Below are 21,345 nucleotides of genomic sequence, written 5' to 3' on the forward strand. Positions count from 1 at the left end.
TAGTTATGATTATTCATATTAAGATTGACCACAGAGCAAATCTGCAGCAATTTGTATTAACCATAGGTTCACCTACGGCTACTGATGTTGAACCCTTTCGGATTTTAATCGGATGAAAAAGTTGAATGAATTTGATGAGCTATCCATCAATAAAACACACCAATAGGATGTCTTTTATCTTTATTCTATTTTCTTTCATCTACTTAATTATTCAGAGAGCGGTAAATCAGTAATTGATTGTTGGTCACCACGGTTTCACCTTCTGCAAGGCCGCTTGCAACGTAGGTGTTCTCTGTGTTCTGTTTGAGGATTTTGATTTCTTTAACTTTAATATCGGTTGGGGATTTATAAACCACCACGAAATAACGGTTATCATCAAAGATCAATGCGCTGGAAGGAATGGCCAAAGCGGTTTCATTTTCTGCAGAAGAAACTCTAATAGTTGCTTTACTTTCCGGGATCAATAAGCCTTGAGAATTATTCAGGACTACCCTAGCCTGCATAGAATTGGTATCCGGATCGATGATTTTGAAGACTTTATCAATCTTACCAAAAAAGACTTTATCAGGATAAGATAATGTGGAAACATGGGCTTTCATCCCCAGATTAATTTTATCGATATCTGCCTCGTTCACGTTCATTATTGCCCAGACATTTTTGGTATTTGTGACGTCGAAGATATTTTCACTTCGGTCACTTCTGAGTTCCATATCTTTATTGATATCCTTATGAACAATGTAGCCGTTGATTGGCGAAATAACACTGTAGATGTTTCCTTTTTTTATATTGTAAACAGTGCTCACCGCGTTGGATCTGTGCAAGGCGTCTTTGGCTTTTTGAACCTCACTTTGTGCTTCCAGAATATCTTTTTCGGTATTCAGTTTTCCGGCGTACATTTCTTTGGCCACGCGTAGATTATTTTCGGCAACCAACAATTCGGTTTTTGCATCGCTGACATCTTTCTGAACTTCCGCCAGTTCTGTACTTCTGATGGTCGCCAGAACCTGACCTTTGTGAACATAATCTCCCAATTCTACATTCACGCTCAAAACGTTTCCGCCAACCAAAGGGAAAATATCGATATAAGTATTCTTGTCAGCAGAAATTTTTCCGTAGAAACTGTATTCGTCCTCGATGAATTTCTTCTGCACTTTTGCGAATGTTGTGGACTTCAGCATCGTTTGGCTCAATTCAAAACCTTTCGTTTCTTCCTTCACGGTTTCTTCCTTTTTAGAACAGGATATCAAACTGATGGCGAGGATAATGGGAATGATAATTTTTTGCATTAATAAAAGATTTTGGTTTGTACTAATTGATTGAGCTGCTCTGCGGAGATCATAATCTGTTTTTTCATTTCGTAGATCTGCAAAACGGTTTGTCTGTAGCTTTCCAGAAAATCTGTGAAGTCCATCAGGCTGATGTTTCCGCTTCGGAAGTTTTTGAGAATGCCATTGTAAACTGTATTGAGGTTTTCAACATCCACAGGTTTCAGTTCGACATATTGGTCGTATTGGTTTTTCCAGGTCTGATAGGCCGATTCTACCTGCGTTTCGAGATTCAGTTTTTGATATTCTGAGTTTTTCTCGTTTTGTTGGATCGCATATTTTGCTTTTTCAACATTTCCTTTGTTCACTTTCCAAAGTGGAATTGGGATGCCGACTTTCAGATTGATCTCATTTCTGAAAGTTCCCGAGTTTTGATCATACTCCACACCCAGATTAAGGTCTGGTGTGGACAATGATTTTTGCCATTGGGCGAAGAGTTTGCTGTTCTCTATCAATCTAAGATTATAAAGATAATCGGCGTTGTTGACCAAAGCTTTTTCTTTTAGGATCTCCAGATCGCCGAAAGGTTGAGAGATCAAAATATCATTCTCCTCAAGCTTGGAAATATGGGGAAGAATGTTGTCCGAAATGCCTGTCAGGATCTTCATGGTCTGCTGGAACGCCAGAATGTTATTGTTGATCTCGATCTTATCATTGTTCAACTGAATGACGATGCTTTGAAGTCGCACATAATCTTTGAGTGAGATATTGCCTTTATCAGTCTGGACCTTGTAAGCTGCCAGAAGCTCATTCATATATTTCAATTGGCCATCGATGCTGATCTGTTTTTTCTGTTCGTAGATCAGGTTGTAATACGTTTCCCGAAGTTGAGATCTGAGGTCAACCAGCAATTGATTGAATTGTAGTTGTGAAAGTTCTTTGTTGGATTTGGCAAACTGTATTTCGTTTTTCTTTTTGCCACCGAGGTAAATGAGTTGTGTAATCTCTGCACCTTTCGCTCGCCCAATATCAAAAGCGCGTTTGTCCTCGGGATTGTAAACATTCACGTAACCGCTGATCTGTGGAAGTTCCCAGATCTTGGTCTGCATAATATCGGCGTCTGCCATATTGATATTATATTGTGCGGCGAGAACTTGAAGGTTGTTTTTTTGAAATGCTAATTCGCAATCCTGAAGAGACATCTGCTGTTGTCCGGATAGACAAACAAATGCCGAAACGGATAACACCAGCGTTGTTATTTTATTCATTTTATCTCGTTTTGGTTTTGCAAAAATGCTTTACCTCGATTAAAACGGACTTAAATGGCACTTAAAAAAAACTTAATTGTGGTTTAGAGAATAGAATATAGACGGATAGATGAAAGACTTTTATAAAATATTCTTTCTTAAATTTTGCAGATTTGAATTGATTGACAAAAGTTGAATCATTTGCGAAGCTGCAGCCCGACTTGAGTGGAGCTCTTTTTGTGATTGCGATGGTAGAAAAGTTCTATGTAGTAAGTCACGTTTTTCGCAATGACAAAAAAGCGGGAACGGAAGGCGGAACAGCTGCCCAAATAAAATATTATCTATTAAAATTGATGGTGAAAAGGTTCTCATGATCTGAAGGTGAATGGTAAGAAATCTCTGCTTTGTGGTATTCCAAAATACGTTTCACAATGCGCAAACCAAGGCCGGAACCTGATTTGTTCTGAGAGTTGCTGCCTCGCATAAAGGCTTCGAAGAGTTTTTCTCTTTCTGATATTGGAATTATTGTTCCTTTTGAAATGACATTTACGATGATGTTGCTTTCAGTTTCTTGGATGGAAATATCCACTTCCTGATTGTCTGAATACAAAGCGGCGTTTTTGAATAGGTTGACAAAGGTAATTTCGAGAAGCGATTTCACGCCTTTTACGGTCAGGATTGCGTCATCACTGCTCTCTTCATGGATCTGGAAATCCATTTTGAAATCAGGAAAATTGCGGTTTACCTTTTCGAAAGCGTCAAAAACCACTTCGTCTATTCTCACTTCTTCGTAAACGCTGGCAATGCCTTCTTTGTCGAATTTTGAAAGTAAAAGCAATGATATCGTGAGATCGGACAATTGATAAACATCCAATAACATCTGTTGTAAAGTAGCCTTGGTTTTGGGCGAATGCTTTTCTAACTGAATGAGATTTTCCAATTGAAAAGCCATCCTTGTGAGTGGCGTACGCATCTCGTGCGCTGCACTGGAATTGAAATCTTTCTGGGACTGGAAAACGTCATTGAGCCGGTTGGTCATCATATTGAAGGAGCTCGCGAGAACACCAATTTCGTCTTTCGGATTTTTCACAATGACTGGCGTTGTCAACCTATGGACGCTGATCTCCGAAATGTCAGCCTTCAATATTTCCAAAGGTTCCAGGAATTTTGAAACGATGTAATAGCTGAAAAACCAGATCAGAAGAATGCTGACAATGTAGGATAAGATGAGCATATATTTGAGAAAATCGAGTTTGGATTCGCCTGTGACGTCCTGTGCGCTCGTCAGAATGTAATAATCATCACCATTGATATGCCGTAATGTGGCGTAGATCTCTGGTACAGAATGTTCTATGTAAACTGTTTTTTCTTGGTCCAAGCGTTGCAGAAGCGCATCGTCCCAGGTGACCTTTTTATCTTTCAAAGTGCTGTAAACCAACTCTTTTTCCGCATTGAAGATCATGATATTTTCATTCAGCAACACATTATCAGAATTTTCATCAAAGAAAATAGGTGCTTCTCTTTCAAAATCCCTGGATTTCTTAATAAAATTGACGGTGAAAACCAAACGTTTTTGGAATCTTTCCTTAAACTCATCTCTCCTAAAATCATTAAATGAAATATACACCACAAACATCATCACCCCAAATATCAGGGAAAATGCAATGCTAAGGTTGAGTGCTATTCTGCGTTTTAGAGACATTTGAGGAAAAATTAGAGATTAGATTTTAGAAGTTAGAATCCTTAAAGTGGACTCAGGTAATAGCCGAAACCTGGCCTTGTGTGGATGAGTTTGGTTTTATAGTTTTTATCTATTTTTTTTCGGAGGAAATTGATGTAAACTTCAATCGCGTTGTTGGTAGATTGGAATTGGTTTTTCCACACTTCGTCTGAGATATACTGTTTGGAAAGCGTTCGTCCGTTGGCTCTTGCCAGCAAGACCAGGAGTTGAAATTCCTTCACCGTCAAACTGATCTCTTCGCCGGAACGGAACACCTTGCTATCTTCCGGGAAAATCTCCAGATCTTCTATGATCAGCTTTTCTACTTCGTCGGTTTTAGGCATCAGTCTTCTCATCTGGGAATTGATCCTCAATAATAATTCTTCCAGCAAAAATGGTTTTACCAGGTAATCGTCTGCCGCTCTCAGGAACGCTTCTTTTTTTTCCTCGATGCCGTCGTAGGCAGAAATGATGATGATGGGCGTTTGGGAATTGGTTTCGCGGATGGTTTTGCAGATATCCAGTCCGTTGATCTTCGGGACGTTGATATCCAAAAGGAAAATATCGTAATCTTTACCAGTGAACATATTGAGGAAAACCTCGCCGTCTTCTGCTTTGTCTGTTTTGATGGATCTCGATTCCAGAAAAAGTGCAATTTCTGAAGATAGAACAGAATCGTCTTCTAAAAGTAATGCCTGCATTGGTTTAGAATTTTTTACAAATATGGGAAAAAGGAATTTGGGAAAACAACGTGAAAAAGAAATATTTAAATTTGAAGTCATTCCAACCCTTAGAATCTTGAAATAATCACTTCAAAAATCCTACGCAAAATCACCTTAAAACGCATTGTAAAAAGTCCTTTCTAACTACGAACAGATCTGCAAGTCAATCAAGAAATTACAGATATCAAAACATTTGTATATAACACTGATCTTCAATCAAATAAAAAAAGCCGTTCTCAAGTTGATTTAAACTAAAAAACGGCTTTTAAAATAGTATATTCTAGTCTATAATCCCGCAACGAGATCTTTCCACGCTTGCAATTCTGGATTTCCTGGTTTTCTTTTTCCAAAAATCTGAACGATAAAATCGCCCTCTTTATTAAATACTTCTACGGAAGTCACTTCCCCATCATCTGTCGGTTTTTTTACAATCCAAGTTTCAAAAATCTTGGTCGTGTCCAGATGCAGATTGAAATCCGGATCCATCACGTTGAACCATTGCTGATGCCAAAGTGTCTTGTGAACTTCGCCCGTATGGATCTGAATAAGACCACGATTCCCAACGAAGATCATAATTGGCAAACGCTTTTCAGAAGCATCTTCCAAGACATTCACCACTTTAGAATTTTCGATTTTTGTGGCGTAACCTGTGGGTGCCAATCTCAAAGCCTGCGTTCTCGTCACCCCGAATTTTCTCAGCATCACAAAAAAATTGTGTGTGTCTTTCAAATCTTTCCAGGCTTGTTGGAAGCCGGCAACATCAATTTCTGAATCAGGTTTTTCTGAAGGTTTTGCAGGAACATTTTCCAGTATTAATTCAGGAGATTGTTCTTCGGCTTTGTATTTCTCTGTCAGGGCACAGAATTCGGTTTCTTGGCTATCTTTGGTTAGATAGATCTTGTGAAGTGCCAATCCGTCTTTCCCGAAAAACTGAAAACTTTTTCTATCGCCTTCTACCACAGAAAAACCGAATTTCCAGGCGCTGATGAAAATCCTCAGATCGATATCTTCACCTACGAAAAGCTGCGCGTGCGGGCTGCTGAAATCCGGATTCACATAAACGCCTTTCCGCTCGTGCACGCATTCTTCATTTCTTGTGAGGGCCATCACCTTGTCCAGTTTTACCACTTCCTGAAGAAGATCAGCGAAGTTTGCCTTCAAAACAGTAACGCCGTTTCCAATGTTTGTGACTAGTAATTCTGCCTCGCTAACGCCCAGATCCTGCGCTGCGTTTCTAATTCTCAGATGTGGGTTTTCTGCTTTTAGAGCTTCCCATTTTTCTTTTAAATCGTTTGTTAAAATACTCATGTGTGTAGATTTATGGTTTGATTTTATTTTGTAATTATTAATGATTTAGTTTTTGCAACAATCATATTCTGTAACTGAATATTGGTTTTAAAGCGGTTTGTACTGAAACATGGGATGCCCTCTTTCGCCTTTGTCATTGGTCATTCTCAGGAATTTGAGTTTGTAGAAAAAGCCTTCAGGATCTTTGATCACGTAGAACCGGTCGCCATACACTTCCAGACCATTCGTACCAACAGGGTTTCTCCAATTGGCTCCAATCGTTCTCTGGTCTGTACGGATAAATAGAGATGGATCTATATCAGAAGATTTAAAACTGTTATAATATTCTGATGCAGAGACATTTGCCGGGATCATCACCTGGTATGAAGCTGAGCCACCTACGATATTATCCGTTACAAAGTCGGCATAGATATACGTCCCAGCGCCTTCTATGCTGTTCGTAAAAACTGAAAAACAGAGATCCCATTTTTTCTTCTGAGGCTGGATCGTAACTTCTCTGTTATTTTTCAAACTGAAAAAACTGAAGTTATAATCTGTATTTTTATGAATGACAAATTCTCTGTAAGTCGTTTCTGAGATGTTGGCATATCTGATTCTGTAAGCAGAACTTCCGCTTCTTGTGATCTGCAGTTTCATCCAGCCGCGGTCTTCTCCGCCTGTGATGACAGAACCAATCGGAACAGAACCAGTATAAATCTCTTTGCCCATATTGATCAGATAAACAGCATTATCCGCATCATTGACTGCGATTTCTGATATCGCGGAGTAATCTGTGGGGAAATTCCCTTTGACATCATCAATATAATGGACGTTGGCCGGATCAAAATTGGCCACAAGAACTTTGGTTTTAAGCATTGCAACATCAGGCTCAGTCACTTGGTTAATGTCTCTGATATCCGGTATTTTGCCAGCCGCCATCATCACAGAAGAATTGATAATGACTTTAAACTGATCTCCGGAGTAAAATGCAAGATCCCAATCTGTTCTCCTGCTAGAAGATTTGCTACCTGAACTCAGATCATACCAGATCTGATTGGGCTGCGCCGCACCGCCGACTTGTGCGCTGTCTATTTTGCCCATTATGGGTGAGACCGAAACGGGATCTTCATTATCTCTAAGACAGGACTGAAAAATAAAAGAAGTGAAAAAGAGAATAAGTACTATTTTTTTCATGATTCAATTGTTTAAAAGCTATAATTGACTCTGGCAAAACAACTTCTGCCATAGAAAAGATTTTGTAGATCTGCAGAACCGTTGTGCCCATCTCCGGACTGTGCGGTATTGCTGATGCTGGTCACATCTAACATATTTTTGATCCCAAGACTCAATTCAAAATGATTGTTGAAAAAAGGCTGACTGACTGTGACATTCATCATACCGAAATCCCCAACATCTCCCAAAACGTAATGTCCTGTATCAGCTGTGCTGTTAGATTCTAAAGTGTAAAGTCTGCTTTTGCCAGTGTATTTGTAATATAACGCAAAGATGGTCTTGGTTTTTGGCCATGTATAATTGGCACTGGCATTGGTTTCCAGATGGTAATTAAAATCGTTATTAGAAGTGTTGAGCCCTGTGGTCAGGCTCTGAGAAATACCCAAAGTGGAAACCCCGACATTGAAAGAAAAACTGTTTTTCCTCATATTAAAACCAGCTCCGAAAATCATTGATTTGTAATGATCAACATTGAGAAAGGTATATTTTAAAGGGATGTTACTCACGATCACATTTTCTATACGGTCCTGGACTTCCATATACATTCCGCTAATGCCAAGAGCCAGCTTCCAGGCACTGGAAGTTGTGGTGGCAAAATCCCAAAATAAACCTACAGAATAACCTTTTTCCGGTTTTAGATTTTCATTACCTCTGATATCGTGGTTGTTATCAACAACATAGGTGTAGAGCTCATCATATTTTGGAAACCGGTTTGCGGAACCTATGATAGTCCTGATATTTGATTTTTCTGAGGTGACAAATCTTGTGGTTAAGGAATAATTGTACTGTCTGTCAAACCGGTCACTCAATGCCAATCTTGCTCCCGGACGGAAGGATAACCATTTCAAAGGATTCCATTCTGCGGATAAGAAATTAGCATAATTAAAAATTGTTCTTGAGATACTGATCCCGTTATTGTTAAATTGGAACGTTTCAGAATCTGCGAAACCTTTTGTACGGTCCAGTTCATACCCGACTTGGAAATTAATTTTATCATTAGCCAGAAAGTTGCTGAACATCCCTCTGGAATATAGAACTTCTGATTTATAGTACGTTTTTTCAGGACTTTCTGACCTGGTAAATCTGTTTGGGATGTCGTATAATTGTTCTGTGTAATTTCTCTCCTGGATCTGGTAAGAAAAATCACCACTGTAATTGATCCTGGAACCTATTTTTGTTAGTATATTCAGTTGGTGAATCCATCTTGTAGAATGGTAATTTCTGTCTTTGGCTGTGTAAGTCATTGCACCTCCGGAAAAAGGTAAGATCATCACAGATGGATTATAATAATTGATCTCCTCTGTCAGAAAATTGACTTTGTAGAAAATGGCCGTGTTGTTTTTAGAATATCGCAAAGCAGCATTGGCGATCAGAAGATCCTTCGGTTGCCATTCATAGCCTCTTTTGCCGTCATTATTTTCGCTAAAATATTTGTATCCGTGCAAATCACCTCCAAAACCCTGAAAATCATTATGATTGATATCCGCTGTAATGGTCCAAGCATCCGATATTTTGTACCCCAGGTTTAGGCTTTGGATGTGTCGTCCGTTGCCTTTTTTGTACCAGTCATAATTGTTTCCAACCGTTTCTTCTTGTAAAGAAACATTAACATTCAGCTTATTCTGGTAACTCTTTTTAGTCAAAATATTGATAACGCCGGCCATTGCATTATTCCCATATTCCACACCCATAGCACCTTTTACAATTTCTATCCGTTCTATGTTATTGACATTTATTTTGGTAAGATCCACCGTATTCCCCATTCCCTGATCACTCACAACAGGGATATTATCTATGAGTACTTTTGTGTACTCTCCGCTAAGACCCATCATAAAAGCTTGAGAATCACCAGAAATGCTATTCGCTGTAATCTGGATATTTAGATTTTGATTGAGGACTTCCGCAGCGTTGGTCACTGCCATATTTTTGATTTGTTCGGCGGAGATCACATCTACTTTGTAAATAGACTTATTAATTGACTGCGGGGTGTATTGTCCGGTGATGACAACTTCTTCAATATTTTTTTGGTTAACTGAGTCTTTTTGGGCGTAAGCAAAATTCAGAATTGCTAGTGTTAAAAGGCTCATCGTTCGCTTCTTCATCGGAAAACTTTTTGCGAAGATAATATTTTATTTAGACTAATTAAAAATAATTATATACTTTTGTAGAATAATTCTAAATAACAATTTAAGTTTAATTAAATCCATTATGAAAGCAAAACTACTTTTTACTACTACGATCTTCTCTTTAGTTGTCAACGCACAATTAACATCCATTAATGAAAACTTCAATAACTTCACGGCAGGCAATGCTACATTTCCTCAAAACGGCTGGTCTGCTATTCTGCCCACCTCTCCTTTTCCACCATCACCAATGATGTTAGTCGTAGTTGCAGATGCTACAAATAAAGCACTACAGGCCTATCCTGGAAGCAGTTCCAATCAGCCATTATATCTGATAACGCCCCAGATTGTAGCGCCGGCTGGTGACCAATCTATTTCTTTTGATGCAGGACTAGTGGCGTCATCACCTGGTACAGCAACGGTTCAAATTGGTGTTGCAAGCAACCCTGCTGATATGACGACCTTCACAGCTGTTGGCAGCCCAATACAGATTACATCAACAACTAGTCAAAATATAAAAGTTAACATTCCTGCTTCTTCCGGGACTTACTTGGTCATCAGATCTACACCCAGCGCTGCTCACACGGCTTTACAGATTGACAATGTGATGTACGATAACAACCTGGCCGTTGCTGAAAATGCCTTCAACTCAAACGAGGTAAAAGTAGCGGTGAGTGCTGATAATAATACGCTGAAGGTCATCTCAAAAAACAAACTTTCCAGCGCCAGGATCTATTCTGCGTCAGGACAGATTGCTGCAGAAGGAACCATTACAAACAACACCTTTGATATTTCCAGATTGAAAACGGGTGTTTACTTTATTGTCATCGCAAATAGTAATGGACAATCTGTAAAATCAAAATTTATCAAAAGATAAAATCTGAAACTGTACTCCAGAGTTTTAGGAATTAAAAACATTTCATCAAGACTTTTTTTTTCTTTGTTAATTACCACCTTCGGGTGGTTTTTTTGTGTCTTGCTGTTTGGTAAAATAATGAGTAAATTTGTTTAAATAATTCGAATCAAAGTGAATTCTCTCATCAATAAAAAAGTAATGTTCCAGGATCTGGGAACCCAAGATTATCAGCCAAGCTGGGATTATCAGGAGGAATTACTGAAGCATAATCTGGACATCAAAATCCATAACCGGGAAAATCCGGAAGATCTTAAGACCACCGAAAATCACCTGTTGTTTGTAGAACATCCGCACGTTTATACTTTGGGGAAAAGTGGCCACGAGTCCAATCTTCTTGCCAACGAAAATAAACTGAAAGAAATCAACGCCACCTACGTCAAAGTCAACCGTGGTGGCGACATTACCTATCATGGTTTTGGGCAGGTCGTAGGCTATCCTGTGCTGGATCTGGAAAATTTCTACACAGACATCCACCGCTACATGCGCGATCTGGAGGAAGTCATCATCAGAACCATTGCAGAATATGGCTTGAAAGGTGAACGTTCTCCCGGCGAAACAGGGGTTTGGTTTGATGTCGGAAAACCTTACGCCAGAAAAATCTGTGCCTTGGGTGTGAAGGCCTCACGTTGGATTACGATCCACGGTTTTGCACTCAACGTGAATACCGATATGCGCTACTTCGATTACATCATTCCCTGTGGGATCTCAGATAAACAGGTCACTTCTATGAAAAGAGAACTGGAACGCGATGTAGATTATGAAGAAGTAAAGCAAAAGATCAAAAAGCACTTCGCCGACGTTTTTGAATGTGAGCTTGTATGACAATGGACCGATGATTTTAAATCAAATACTGAAATCATTGATCATTGATCTTTCATCAATTATCCTTACATCGTCATCCCGATATCGATTCCTTTGATTTTTCTGTAAAGGTCTGTGGCAAAGTTATCTGTCATTCCGGAAACAAAATCCAGAACACCCAAAGTTTTCTGATAGATCGTAGCATCATCGTAGATAAATTGCTGAGGAATCAGTTTAAGCGCCATTTTATCGTAAGATTTACGCTCGTCTTTTGTCTTGATAATTGATGGTACGAAGTGATTCAGTAATTCGTACATGACATTATAACCGGCATTTTCTATCTCGATGACCGCTTTGTGGTTGTAGATCTTTTCGATAGAAAAACGTTCGATTTCTGTGAGAGAGGAACTTTCGGTTTTGAAGATATCCAGAATACCTTTGTCTAAGCTACCATCCAGAATTTTACCGAAACTACCTTTATAAAGTTCTATGGTTTTATTGATGAGAGAATTGATCACTTTCGCCCGCAGATAAGAGATTCTTTCATTTTTATTGGTAATGATTCCCAGCTTGTCTCCTACTCTTTTGATGTCGTCCGGGTTGACAGATTTTATCAGATCCAGAAAAAGATTTTCACAGTCAGAGGTGTTCACGATGCCTAATTTATGCGCATCCTCCATATCGATGATGTTGTAGCAGATGTCATCCGCTGCTTCTACAAGCCAAACAAAAGGATGCCTTTTGAAGATCACCGGTTCGTCATCTTCCATCACCATTCCTGTGGATCTTGCAATATCCAGAAACTGTTGTTTCTCGTTTTGGAAGAAGCCAAATTTCTTACGGTTGATCACCCCTTTTTTCTTCGCAATAGATTCACAAGGATATTTTGCGATGCTAGCCAGTGTGGTGTAGGTCAGCTGTGCGCCACCTTGATCTTTCCCCTGTTGCTGATGCGTCAGTACTCTTATGGCATTGGCATTACCTTCAAAATTAAGCAGGTCGGCCCATTCTTTTTCACTGAATTTTGATTTTAATTGATTCTCATTTTTCTCAAAATAACTGGCAATCGCATCTTCACCAGAATGTCCGAAAGCGGGATTTCCAATATCGTGACAAAGACAGGCAGAAGCAATCACATTATGCAGCTGATGCAGATAGAAATCATTGGACGCTGGACTGATGTCATTTTTATAATGCTCTGAGATAAATTCGCCAGCCAGACTTCCCAAACTGCGGCCAACAGAAGCCACTTCCAAAGAATGCGTCAATCTGTTATGCACAAAAACACTGCCTGGCAAAGGGAAAACCTGCGTTTTGTTCTGAAGTCTCCGGAAAGCTGATGAAAAGATGATGCGGTCAAAGTCTCTTTGAAAATCTGTTCGGGAAACCACGTTCTGCTGGTGATTTCCGGTGCGCTGGTTGGTAAAAATTGAGTTCAGATCCATAATGGATTCAAAAATAAGGCATATTTTATTTTTAAACGGAATAATATTTGAGATTTTATCGAAAAAGTCTTTATGCCAGAAGGTCCGTCTATTTTTTTGATGAAAGAAGATCTCCAGAAATTTGTAGGAGAAAAAGCCATTGCAGTGGATGGTAATGCCGAGATCGACCAAGAAAAACTGATTGGTAAAACCCTGAAAGAGATCAGGCTTTATGGGAAGCAGACGTTTCTGATTTTTGATCATGTGAGTGTCAGAATTCATTTGCTAATGTTCGGTTCCTATGAAGTTGATGGGCAGACCAAACCGGATAGATCGCTCCGACTGGGATTGACCTTTTGCAACGGAAAAGCGCTTTTCTACACTTGTTCTGTCAAAATCGTAGAGGCTGATTTCCTGACAACGATTGACTGGACTGCCGATGTGATGAGTGACGTTTGGAACCCGCAAAATGCCAAGAAAAAACTAAAAGCGCTTCCAGATATGATGGTTTGCGATGCGGTGATGGATCAGGAAATCTTCTCCGGTGTTGGGAATATCATCAAGAATGAAGTGCTTTTCAGAATCGGAGTTCAGCCGGAAAGTCTTGTCGGAAATCTTCCAATCAAAATATTAAATGCACTTTTGCAAGAAGCCAGAAACTACAGCTTCGACTTTCTGGAATGGAAAAGAATCAATACATTGAAAATGCACTTTCAGGTCTATCAGCAAAAGGGATGTCCGAAATGCGGCAAAGCGATCATCAAAAAACACACAGGCAAAGGAAAACGATCCAGTTTCTATTGCGAGAAAGATCAAAAATCATATTAATTCCCAAACGCCCTTATTTTTAATGCATGCAACCATTGATGGTGTGTAAGATTTGATTTCAATTAAAATTTACTTATTATTGAAAAAAAATTTAATAACTGCTTATGAAAAATAATTATCTATTGATCCTTTCACTCGTTTCCTCTTTTACATTGGCACAGCAGACCGTTTCGTTTGAAGCTTCGGAAGCTTATAACCTGGGAACTATCAGTGGTCAAAATGGATGGGAAGTCACGCTAAACAATAATGAAGAACCTATTAATAACCAGATGATCACCAATGAGAAAGCGTCTGACGGATCTCAGTCTCTTAAAATCAGTGTGGATAACAATGAAGATCCTGGATGGTTTCCGATCTTTGGGGCTGCAAAACTTTTTGCAAATCCTTGCGATTACCGTACATCAACGGTAGAGTTCGATGTGTTTATCACAGAACTGCAAGGTTCTACTTTTGAGTTCGGCACTTTTGGCGTTGTGGAGACAGATGAGTATATGCCGATCTCTATTCTTTCATTCAATTTTGAAGGCCCAGTGCAAGTGGTTAAAAATGCAGATTATGATTACGAAACTACCGGCTTTACTTGGGAAGCCAACAGGTGGTACCAAGTGAAACTGGTTACTTCTGAAACCAAAACAGACTTCTATATAGATGGTGTTCTGATCCACTCGCTGGAGAATTTTTCCAAAACAAATATCAGTGGGATCAACTTTGTGCACGACAATTTTGGAGGAAGTGCCTACATCGATCATTTGAAAATCAATGATCAGGTGATGGCCGTGCAAGAAGCAGCGAAAGCCAACATCAAGCTTTATCCCAATCCGGTCAAAGATGTCCTGAAACTGAATCTTCCAAATGGGGAAAAAGTGTCAAGCATAGAAATTTACAACACTGTTGGACAGAAAGTAGCGGATTTTAAAAACACTAAAGAAGTCAATCTCAGCGCACTGAAGTCCGGAAACTACATCATCAATCTGAAAAATACAGAAGGTAAAAATTACAGTTCTACCATCATTAAACGGTAATTGACAAAATTCCGATCCCGTTCTACTGAGCGGGATTTTTTATTAAATTCAACCTAGAATCTGTTTAAAAATAATTAAAGGATAAATTTTCAAGACATTTTTCTTTTGATGAAATTTCAACTGCCCTCTACAAACTCTGATGCAGATATTGGTGATCAATCTAGCTTTCCAATCACGCATAATGTAGTCTGAACAAGCCTGTTTCTTCACTAATGACAATACCAGATAGATGGTGACAAAATCTATAGCCTCCACATCACGACTGATTTATCAATTTCAATCAAAACCAAAGTACCAAAAGAAAATGATCCGCATTTGTCTTAGTTTATGAGGCGTCTTGGTCGTTTCGTGCATTATTATTCACTTTACCATTATTTTCAAATGAAATTTCGATAAATTGATTAAGTTTGATAAGAAAAAAACACAATACAGATGAAATGGCAAGCTAAGCTGGTAAAGCATTCTGGAGAGCGCAGGATCGCAGTCTTTTTCGATAAAGACGCCCAATTGATCCGGCGTATAAAACAATTGGAAGGATCAAAATGGAGTCAGACCAAAAAATACTGGCACCTGCCAGATAATCAAGAAAACAGAGATCGTTTTAAAATCATCACTGCAGAAAAAAAAGAACCTAATCCTTTCATTTTATTGGAAATCTCTAAGTTTTCATATTGGTTAAAATCAAAACGATACAGTGAGAACACCGTTAAAACATACACAGAAGCATTGAAATCTTTTTTGGTGTTTTTCGAAATCAAAAGTCCGTTGGAAATAACAAACGATGATGTGGTTCTGTACAATAATGATTATATTTTAAAAAACAAATTATCTGCATCTTATCAAAACCAAATTGTCAATGCGATCAAGCTTTATTTCCGCACAATTCAGAACAAAACATTGGATATCGATCAAGTGCACCGTCCAAAAAATGCTAAGACACTGCCCAATGTTCTCAGCAAAGACGAAGTAAAACTAATACTAGATGCACACCACAACCTAAAACATAGAATGATGCTAAGTCTGATCTACAGCTGTGGATTGCGGTGTGGCGAACTCCTGGCACTAAAACCTATCAACATAGACTCCAAACGGAATATCGTTTTGATAAAAAATGCCAAAGGGAAAAAAGACAGAATAGTTCCGCTCAGCTTAAAAATACTGGAGATGCTGCGCGAGTATTATAAACTTTACAAGCCAGAGTTATTTCTGTTTGAAGGACAAGTAAAAGGACAAGCTTATGATTCCCGAAGTCTGCAGCAGGTTCTGAAACAAGCCGTTGTAAAAGCCGGGATCAAAAAAGCAGTTACCCTGCACTGGCTGCGGCACAGTTATGCCACCCATCTGCTGGAAAGTGGCACAGATTTGCGATACATCCAAGAACTCTTGGGACATAGCAGTAGCAAAACCACCGAAATATACACGCACGTGAGTACAAAAAGTTTACAACAAATAAAAAGTCCTTTTGATGATTTATAAAAAATAATTTTTATCTTAGTAAAAAAATAATCCGTTACGTTTTAGCGCATATTGATACCAATTTGGTATTGTACACGCTACAATGTAGCGGGTATAAATAAGTTGGTGGCAAGTGTAACCGAAGTACCGCTGACAAAAAATTGACAGACAATTGATAGACACTAAATGAACAATTTATACAACCAAACAGACTTTGAGAAAATATCAAAAAGGTTAGACAATCTTCAACCAAATGCAGTTCGACAATGGGGAGAAATGGAAGTGGCTCAAATGTTAGCTCATTTAAATGCCTTTCTTGAAACCGCACTTGACAAAAATCCTCAAAAAAGGATGTTAATTGGAAGAGTTTTAGGTAAATTTTTTGTTAAGCGTTACGTGAGTGAGAAACAATTTTCCAAAAATGGTCCAACAGGGAAAAATTATATTTTTATTGACAAACAGAATTTTGAAAAAGAAAAAAATAAAGCCATTCAACTTCTTAAACAATTTTATGAAAGCGGACCTGAAAAATGCACAAAACATCCTCATCCATTTTTTGGTGTTTTGACACCTAATGAATGGGCGATTGCACAATGGAAACATTTTGACCATCATTTAAGACAATTTGGGGCTTAAAATGACCAAAAGATGAAAATAATTGACAAGAAAAAACACCTGCCACCAACAAGGGTTTTGCAATAGTGGGGCGAAACTGCAAAGTTCAACGGTAGTTCTTCGTTTTAACTTTTGTACAAAATTGAAGATTTGTGCTTCGATTGCCCCACCATCGCAAAGCCCCGAAACGTTAGTGGCAATTTTTCGCAGACACCGCCAACAAAGAAGACAACTGATTGTTAAACATAAAACGGACTAGCCGAACACCGTAATAAGAAGTAGGCAAAACAAAAAAATAAATTTAAGTAATGTACACAAAAATTGTAGCAACAGCTTTAGTAACACTAACCCTATTTTCTTGTAACCAAGGAACAAAAACGGAAACAAAAAATGAAGGTTCGACAGAAACCAAAGAAGTAACAAAAAACGTTATAACACACGTTATGACCAAAGAACAACAAGCTGCCTTGACACCTGATGCTGTTTTGCAGGAATTCGTAGAAGGCAACAAAAGATTTAACTCTGGGAATAGCACAACAAGAGACTTATATATTCAGGCAAAAAAAACTGCCATTGGTCAATTTCCAAAAGCTGTTGTTTTAAGTTGTGTGGACAGCCGAGTACCAGTAGAAGATGTATTTGACCAAGGTTTGGGAGATATTTTTGTAGCCAGAGTAGCAGGAAACTTTGTTAACGAAGACATTTTGGGTAGTATGGAATATGCTTGTAAAGTAGCAGGTTCAAAATTAGTTTTTGTTTTAGGACACCAACATTGCGGAGCTGTAAAAAGTGCTATTGACGATGTAAAATTAGGTAACATTACAGCTATGCTTGCTAAAATAAAGCCAGCAATAGCAATGAGCCAAAATTTTGCAGGTGAAAAAACTTCAAAAAACGATGAATTTGTGAAACACGTTTGTGAAAACAATGTAATTCATACTATAAATGAAATTAGAGCAAAAAGCCCAATTCTTAAAGAAATGGAAGACAAAGGTGAAATCAAAATTGTTGGTGCTTTTTATCGTTTAACAGACGGAACCCTTCAAATTGTAAAATAAAATGCAAAAAAAAATCATAGCTATACTTGTTTTGATTTGGTGCATTAGTAATAATGTATCAGGTCAAAACAATCGTATAAATACACACGAAAATATTGGTTGGTACAATTATTCTGGTACTTTCAAATTATCAGACAAATTTGGTTTACATACCGAGTACCAATTCCGTAGAGACAATTACATAACAGATTGGCAACAAAGCCTTTTACGAGTTGGCGTAAACTATCAACTTAATTCGAGAGTATTATTTAGAGCAGGTTATGCTTGGATTGAAACTTTTCCGTATGGTGAAATTCCAATAAACGGACTTGGCAGAGATTTTACCGAACATAGATTATTTCAAATGGTACAACTTTCACACAAAGAAGGTATTGTTGATTTTTCTCACCGATTTATGTTAGAACAAAGATTTGTAGGAAGATACAGTTCTGCCAGTGTAGAAAAGGAAGATGAATTTCCGCTACTACACAGAATGCGTTATATGGTAAGACTACAAGTGCCATTAAAAGGTACAGAAATAAAAGACAAAACACCATACTTGGCATTGTATGACGAAATTTTCATTGGTTTTGGAGAAAATGTAAATGCTAATATTTTTGACCAAAATAGAATTGGTGTTTTACTCGGTTATAGGTTCAACAAAAACGTAAGAATAGAAGGTGGTTATTTAAACCAAACCGTTCAATTTGGTAGACAAATAAGCGGACAAAATGTGTTTCAAAACAACAACGGAATTATCATAAATGCAAACTTCAATATTGACTTGACTAAAAAGGAAAAAAAATAAAACTGCCACTAACAGGCGTTTGGCAAGATTGCGAATTTTGTAGTAAATTCACGTTTATTTCTCGCAAGAAATTTTATCTTTGATAGAAAATAATCGGTTCCGAACTTCGCAACCTCGCCAAGCGCCGGAACGTTGTATGAAACCATTGAGCTACACAGAACGCAAACAGACCGCATAAAAAAAAGAAAAGTTAACAAAAAAATATAGATTAACTTACAAATAGTTCAATTTATTTGTGTAATCATACAAAATATCTAGAGAAGAATGACAAAAATATATTTAGCCTTAATTTTGCTGTTTGTTTTACCAAGCAATATATTTTCACAAATAAAAATAAGTGGAGAAATAAAAGACGAAAAAAATAATCCAATTGAGTTTGTAGAAATTCAATTACAAAATAAAGATTCAATAATATTTAAAAGTGAATTAACGAATGCTTTAGGTAAATTTATATTAGAAACCGAAAAAGGAGAATATACCTTATTAGTTAGACAATTAGGAGTAATTTATCACAAGCAAAAAATAAATGCAAACCAAGATATATATATAGGTATAATTAAAATAATTGAAAAGCAACAGCAACTTCAAGAAGTTGTGATTACTTCAAAAAAGAAACTTATTGAAAGAAAAGTGGATAGACTAATTTTCAATGTAGAAAATAGTATCTCCGCCTCCGGCGGTGATGCTATCGATGCTTTGAAAGTCACTCCACGTGTTAAAGTGAAAAATGATAATATTTCAATGATTGGAAAAAGCAATATGTCTGTAATGGTTGATGATAAACTTATTCTTTTAACAGGTGATGAGTTAATTAATTTTCTTAAAAGCATACCTTCCGACAATATTAAAAATATTGAAGTTATAACTACACCACCAGCGAAATACGATGCGGAGGGAAATAGTGGCTTGATTAATATAAAATTAAAAAAGTCAAAATTAAACCAATGGAATGCATCTTTAAGAACTTCATACATTCAAAGTACTTATCCAAAAGGAGCTTTTGGTGGTAACTTTGATTATCAAAAGAATAAATTTTCTATTTATTCTAATTTTAACTACGTCAATGGTTCTAATGCTCCAATTGAAACAAATAAAATATATTATCCTCAAGGAATTTGGAATGAAGAAAACAAAAGAAGAGATTTTCAAAATTCTATTAACGGAAGAATTGGAGCAGATTATAAAGTATCCGAAAAATGGTCAGTAGGTATGCAATATTTGGGAAGTTTCAATAATCCTACAATTAAAGAAAATAGTTTAACATCTATTTACAATCAATCAAATTCTCAAATAGACTCTTATATTAATACATTATCAGAAAATTTAGGCAAAAGCAACAATCATTCTATAAACCTAAACTCGACTGTAGTTTTTGATACGATTGGAAGAAAAATGAATATAAATTTAGATTATTTCAAATTCAAAAACGAGGATAACAGAAATTTTAATACTATAAATATATTATCAGCCAACAATACAAGTTTACAAAATATTGAAAATTATTCAGCTAAAGTTGACTTCGAACATCCTTTGAAGTTTATTAATTTAAGTTATGGTGGCAAATTATCATTTATTAAAACAGCAAATAATGTAAATTATTTCGACACAACCACAGGCTCTCCTGTATTCGACCCGTTACAAAGTAATGAATTTGAATACAATGAAAATACACAAGCTCTTTATGTAAATGGTACAAAAAAATTAAATGAAAAATGGGAGTCTCAAATAGGTTTTAGATTAGAAAGCACAAATACAGATGGCTTCTCTAAAACACTTAATCAAAAAAATACCAATTCTTATACTGAACTTTTTCCGACATTTTACCTTACCTATACGCCTAATGAAAAAAACTCGTTTTCGGTAAACTATAACAAAAGAATAAACAGACCTTCTTACAATAAATTAAATCCGTTTAGATGGTACAGTAATCCATTTTCCTACACAGAAGGAAATCCATTTTTACAACCTTCATTTTCAAATAATATAGAATTAAACTATACGTTTAACGACAACTGGTCAAATAGTATCTATTATTCTCATACAGATAATGGATTTGAACAAATTACTATTGTTGATAATACGGATAATATTCAAAAAACAATAGCACAAAATTATTTTAATACTTCAATAATTGGTATTTCTGAATCCTATACTTTTAACAAAATAAAATGGCTATCAAGTACATTATCTTTTGACTGGAGTTACAGCAAATCAGAATCACTTATACCAATCACTAATCAAAATTTAAATGGGTCTAACGCTTATTTTTCAACAAGTAATGATTTTAATTTAGACAAAAGAAAAACTTTTCTTTTCAATATTTCATATTGGTACAACTTTAAAGGAACTTCTGATTTAGATAAAAACAATGCTTACAGTCAATTAGACGCATCAATAAAATATTTTGCATTTGATAAAAAATTACAAATAAGTTTCAATGTAAATGACATATTAAACACAAATAGACCCATTTATACAAGTTTTACAAATAACATACAAATAGATTATAAGAACTATTATGATGTAAGATCATTTCGTTTGTCATTGGTTTATAAATTTGGCAACAAGAATATTAATGTAGAGAAAAAAGAATTAGGAAATCAAGAAGAAAAAGAAAGAACCAATTAATTTGATTTATCATTTAAAATAGTGATTAACAACCGTAAAAAAAGAAATATAATTAAATAGAGAAAACGCATTGGAGTTTATGGCTTCATACAACAGCGGTTTGCAAAAATGGCGAAATATGTGGTAAATTCACGTTTATCTTTCGCAAGAAATTTTATCTTAGCCGAAAATAATCGGTTACGAAGTTCGCCACTTCTGCAAGCCGCAAAACGTT

17 protein-coding genes are annotated in these 21,345 nt (G+C 36.9%); 9 read left to right on the forward strand and 8 right to left on the reverse strand.

What is annotated here, in order from left to right:
- Positions 1 to 203: 203 nt before the first annotated feature.
- The 7 genes from F564_RS0104000 to F564_RS0104035 form a co-directional block, all read right to left on the reverse strand.
- The gene (locus F564_RS0104000; RefSeq protein WP_028121477.1) at positions 204 to 1,286 is read right to left on the reverse strand and encodes an efflux RND transporter periplasmic adaptor subunit; all 1,083 of its coding nucleotides are present in this window, start codon (positions 1,284 to 1,286) and stop codon (positions 204 to 206) included.
- Entirely contained in the window at positions 1,286 to 2,533 is a 1,248-nt protein-coding gene (locus tag F564_RS0104005; RefSeq protein ID WP_028121478.1) for a TolC family protein, read from the reverse strand. The genes F564_RS0104000 and F564_RS0104005 overlap by 1 nt, the downstream gene beginning before the upstream one ends.
- Positions 2,534 to 2,849: 316 nt before the next feature.
- The gene (locus F564_RS0104015) at positions 2,850 to 4,214 is read right to left on the reverse strand and encodes an ATP-binding protein (RefSeq protein WP_028121480.1); all 1,365 of its coding nucleotides are present in this window, start codon (positions 4,212 to 4,214) and stop codon (positions 2,850 to 2,852) included.
- Between the two features lie 41 nt (positions 4,215 to 4,255).
- A complete protein-coding gene (locus tag F564_RS0104020; RefSeq protein WP_028121481.1) occupies positions 4,256 to 4,933 on the reverse strand; it encodes a response regulator transcription factor in 678 nt (225 codons plus the stop codon).
- 306 nt (positions 4,934 to 5,239) lie between these two features.
- Positions 5,240 to 6,262 (reverse strand): hemin-degrading factor, encoded by a 1,023-nt coding sequence (locus F564_RS0104025; RefSeq protein WP_028121482.1) that lies wholly within the window; start codon positions 6,260 to 6,262, stop codon positions 5,240 to 5,242.
- A gap of 87 nt (positions 6,263 to 6,349) precedes the next feature.
- Positions 6,350 to 7,435 (reverse strand): HmuY family protein, encoded by a 1,086-nt coding sequence (locus F564_RS0104030; RefSeq protein ID WP_028121483.1) that lies wholly within the window; start codon positions 7,433 to 7,435, stop codon positions 6,350 to 6,352.
- 11 nt (positions 7,436 to 7,446) lie between these two features.
- Entirely contained in the window at positions 7,447 to 9,576 is a 2,130-nt protein-coding gene (locus F564_RS0104035; protein ID WP_028121484.1) for a TonB-dependent receptor plug domain-containing protein, read from the reverse strand.
- Between the two features lie 106 nt (positions 9,577 to 9,682).
- On the opposite strand from F564_RS0104035, the gene F564_RS0104040 reads away from it, so the two are divergent.
- Positions 9,683 to 10,474, forward strand: coding sequence for a T9SS type A sorting domain-containing protein (locus F564_RS0104040; RefSeq protein ID WP_028121485.1), 792 nt, complete (start codon positions 9,683 to 9,685; stop codon positions 10,472 to 10,474).
- Between the two features lie 150 nt (positions 10,475 to 10,624).
- Positions 10,625 to 11,335 (forward strand): lipoyl(octanoyl) transferase LipB, encoded by a 711-nt coding sequence (gene lipB, locus F564_RS0104045; protein WP_028121486.1) that lies wholly within the window; start codon positions 10,625 to 10,627, stop codon positions 11,333 to 11,335.
- Positions 11,336 to 11,400: 65 nt separating this feature from the next.
- Here lipB and dgt read toward each other — a convergent pair whose 3' ends face one another.
- Positions 11,401 to 12,759, reverse strand: a complete 1,359-nt coding sequence (gene dgt / locus F564_RS0104050; RefSeq protein WP_028121487.1) for a dGTP triphosphohydrolase — start codon at positions 12,757 to 12,759, stop codon at positions 11,401 to 11,403.
- A gap of 72 nt (positions 12,760 to 12,831) precedes the next feature.
- Here dgt and F564_RS0104055 point away from each other — a divergent pair, with 72 nt between their 5' ends.
- The 7 genes from F564_RS0104055 to F564_RS0104095 all read left to right on the forward strand — a co-directional run bounded on the left by F564_RS0104055 (position 12,832) and on the right by F564_RS0104095 (position 21,131).
- Positions 12,832 to 13,566 carry a DNA-formamidopyrimidine glycosylase family protein gene (locus tag F564_RS0104055; protein ID WP_028121488.1) on the forward strand — a complete coding sequence of 245 codons (735 nt, stop codon included), beginning with the start codon at positions 12,832 to 12,834 and terminating at the stop codon, positions 13,564 to 13,566.
- A gap of 104 nt (positions 13,567 to 13,670) precedes the next feature.
- Positions 13,671 to 14,588: a T9SS type A sorting domain-containing protein gene (locus tag F564_RS0104060; RefSeq protein ID WP_028121489.1), complete on the forward strand. Its 918-nt coding sequence runs from the start codon at positions 13,671 to 13,673 to the stop codon at positions 14,586 to 14,588.
- 432 nt (positions 14,589 to 15,020) lie between these two features.
- Positions 15,021 to 16,064, forward strand: a complete 1,044-nt coding sequence (locus F564_RS0104070; protein ID WP_028121491.1) for a tyrosine-type recombinase/integrase — start codon at positions 15,021 to 15,023, stop codon at positions 16,062 to 16,064.
- A gap of 165 nt (positions 16,065 to 16,229) precedes the next feature.
- Positions 16,230 to 16,679 (forward strand): DUF1569 domain-containing protein, encoded by a 450-nt coding sequence (locus tag F564_RS0104075; RefSeq protein ID WP_028121492.1) that lies wholly within the window; start codon positions 16,230 to 16,232, stop codon positions 16,677 to 16,679.
- Positions 16,680 to 16,966: 287 nt separating this feature from the next.
- On the forward strand, positions 16,967 to 17,716 hold the full coding sequence (locus F564_RS0104080) for a carbonic anhydrase family protein (RefSeq protein ID WP_028121493.1): 750 nt from the start codon (positions 16,967 to 16,969) through the stop codon (positions 17,714 to 17,716).
- 1 nt (position 17,717) lies between these two features.
- Positions 17,718 to 18,503 (forward strand): DUF2490 domain-containing protein, encoded by a 786-nt coding sequence (locus F564_RS0104085; protein ID WP_028121494.1) that lies wholly within the window; start codon positions 17,718 to 17,720, stop codon positions 18,501 to 18,503.
- A gap of 264 nt (positions 18,504 to 18,767) precedes the next feature.
- Entirely contained in the window at positions 18,768 to 21,131 is a 2,364-nt protein-coding gene (locus F564_RS0104095) for an outer membrane beta-barrel family protein (protein ID WP_028121495.1), read from the forward strand.
- Positions 21,132 to 21,345 lie beyond the last annotated feature (214 nt).

The sequence above is a fragment of the Epilithonimonas tenax DSM 16811 genome (genome assembly GCF_000428485.1).
In the GTDB taxonomy this organism is placed as follows: domain Bacteria; phylum Bacteroidota; class Bacteroidia; order Flavobacteriales; family Weeksellaceae; genus Epilithonimonas; species Epilithonimonas tenax.

What these genes read in the sequence shown, in the direction of transcription:
- F564_RS0104000 (WP_028121477.1), bottom strand. Translation starts at nt 1,286, where the DNA reads ATGCAAAAAATTATCATTCCCATTATCCTCGCCATCAGTTTGATATCC.
- F564_RS0104005 (WP_028121478.1), bottom strand. Translation starts at nt 2,533, where the DNA reads ATGAATAAAATAACAACGCTGGTGTTATCCGTTTCGGCATTTGTTTGT.
- F564_RS0104015 (WP_028121480.1), bottom strand. Translation starts at nt 4,214, where the DNA reads ATGTCTCTAAAACGCAGAATAGCACTCAACCTTAGCATTGCATTTTCC.
- F564_RS0104020 (WP_028121481.1), bottom strand. Translation starts at nt 4,933, where the DNA reads ATGCAGGCATTACTTTTAGAAGACGATTCTGTTCTATCTTCAGAAATT.
- F564_RS0104025 (WP_028121482.1), bottom strand. Translation starts at nt 6,262, where the DNA reads ATGAGTATTTTAACAAACGATTTAAAAGAAAAATGGGAAGCTCTAAAA.
- F564_RS0104030 (WP_028121483.1), bottom strand. Translation starts at nt 7,435, where the DNA reads ATGAAAAAAATAGTACTTATTCTCTTTTTCACTTCTTTTATTTTTCAG.
- F564_RS0104035 (WP_028121484.1), bottom strand. Translation starts at nt 9,576, where the DNA reads ATGAAGAAGCGAACGATGAGCCTTTTAACACTAGCAATTCTGAATTTT.
- F564_RS0104040 (WP_028121485.1), top strand. Translation starts at nt 9,683, where the DNA reads ATGAAAGCAAAACTACTTTTTACTACTACGATCTTCTCTTTAGTTGTC.
- dgt (WP_028121487.1), bottom strand. Translation starts at nt 12,759, where the DNA reads ATGGATCTGAACTCAATTTTTACCAACCAGCGCACCGGAAATCACCAG.
- F564_RS0104055 (WP_028121488.1), top strand. Translation starts at nt 12,832, where the DNA reads ATGCCAGAAGGTCCGTCTATTTTTTTGATGAAAGAAGATCTCCAGAAA.
- F564_RS0104060 (WP_028121489.1), top strand. Translation starts at nt 13,671, where the DNA reads ATGAAAAATAATTATCTATTGATCCTTTCACTCGTTTCCTCTTTTACA.
- F564_RS0104070 (WP_028121491.1), top strand. Translation starts at nt 15,021, where the DNA reads ATGAAATGGCAAGCTAAGCTGGTAAAGCATTCTGGAGAGCGCAGGATC.
- F564_RS0104075 (WP_028121492.1), top strand. Translation starts at nt 16,230, where the DNA reads ATGAACAATTTATACAACCAAACAGACTTTGAGAAAATATCAAAAAGG.
- F564_RS0104080 (WP_028121493.1), top strand. Translation starts at nt 16,967, where the DNA reads ATGTACACAAAAATTGTAGCAACAGCTTTAGTAACACTAACCCTATTT.
- F564_RS0104085 (WP_028121494.1), top strand. Translation starts at nt 17,718, where the DNA reads ATGCAAAAAAAAATCATAGCTATACTTGTTTTGATTTGGTGCATTAGT.
- F564_RS0104095 (WP_028121495.1), top strand. Translation starts at nt 18,768, where the DNA reads ATGACAAAAATATATTTAGCCTTAATTTTGCTGTTTGTTTTACCAAGC.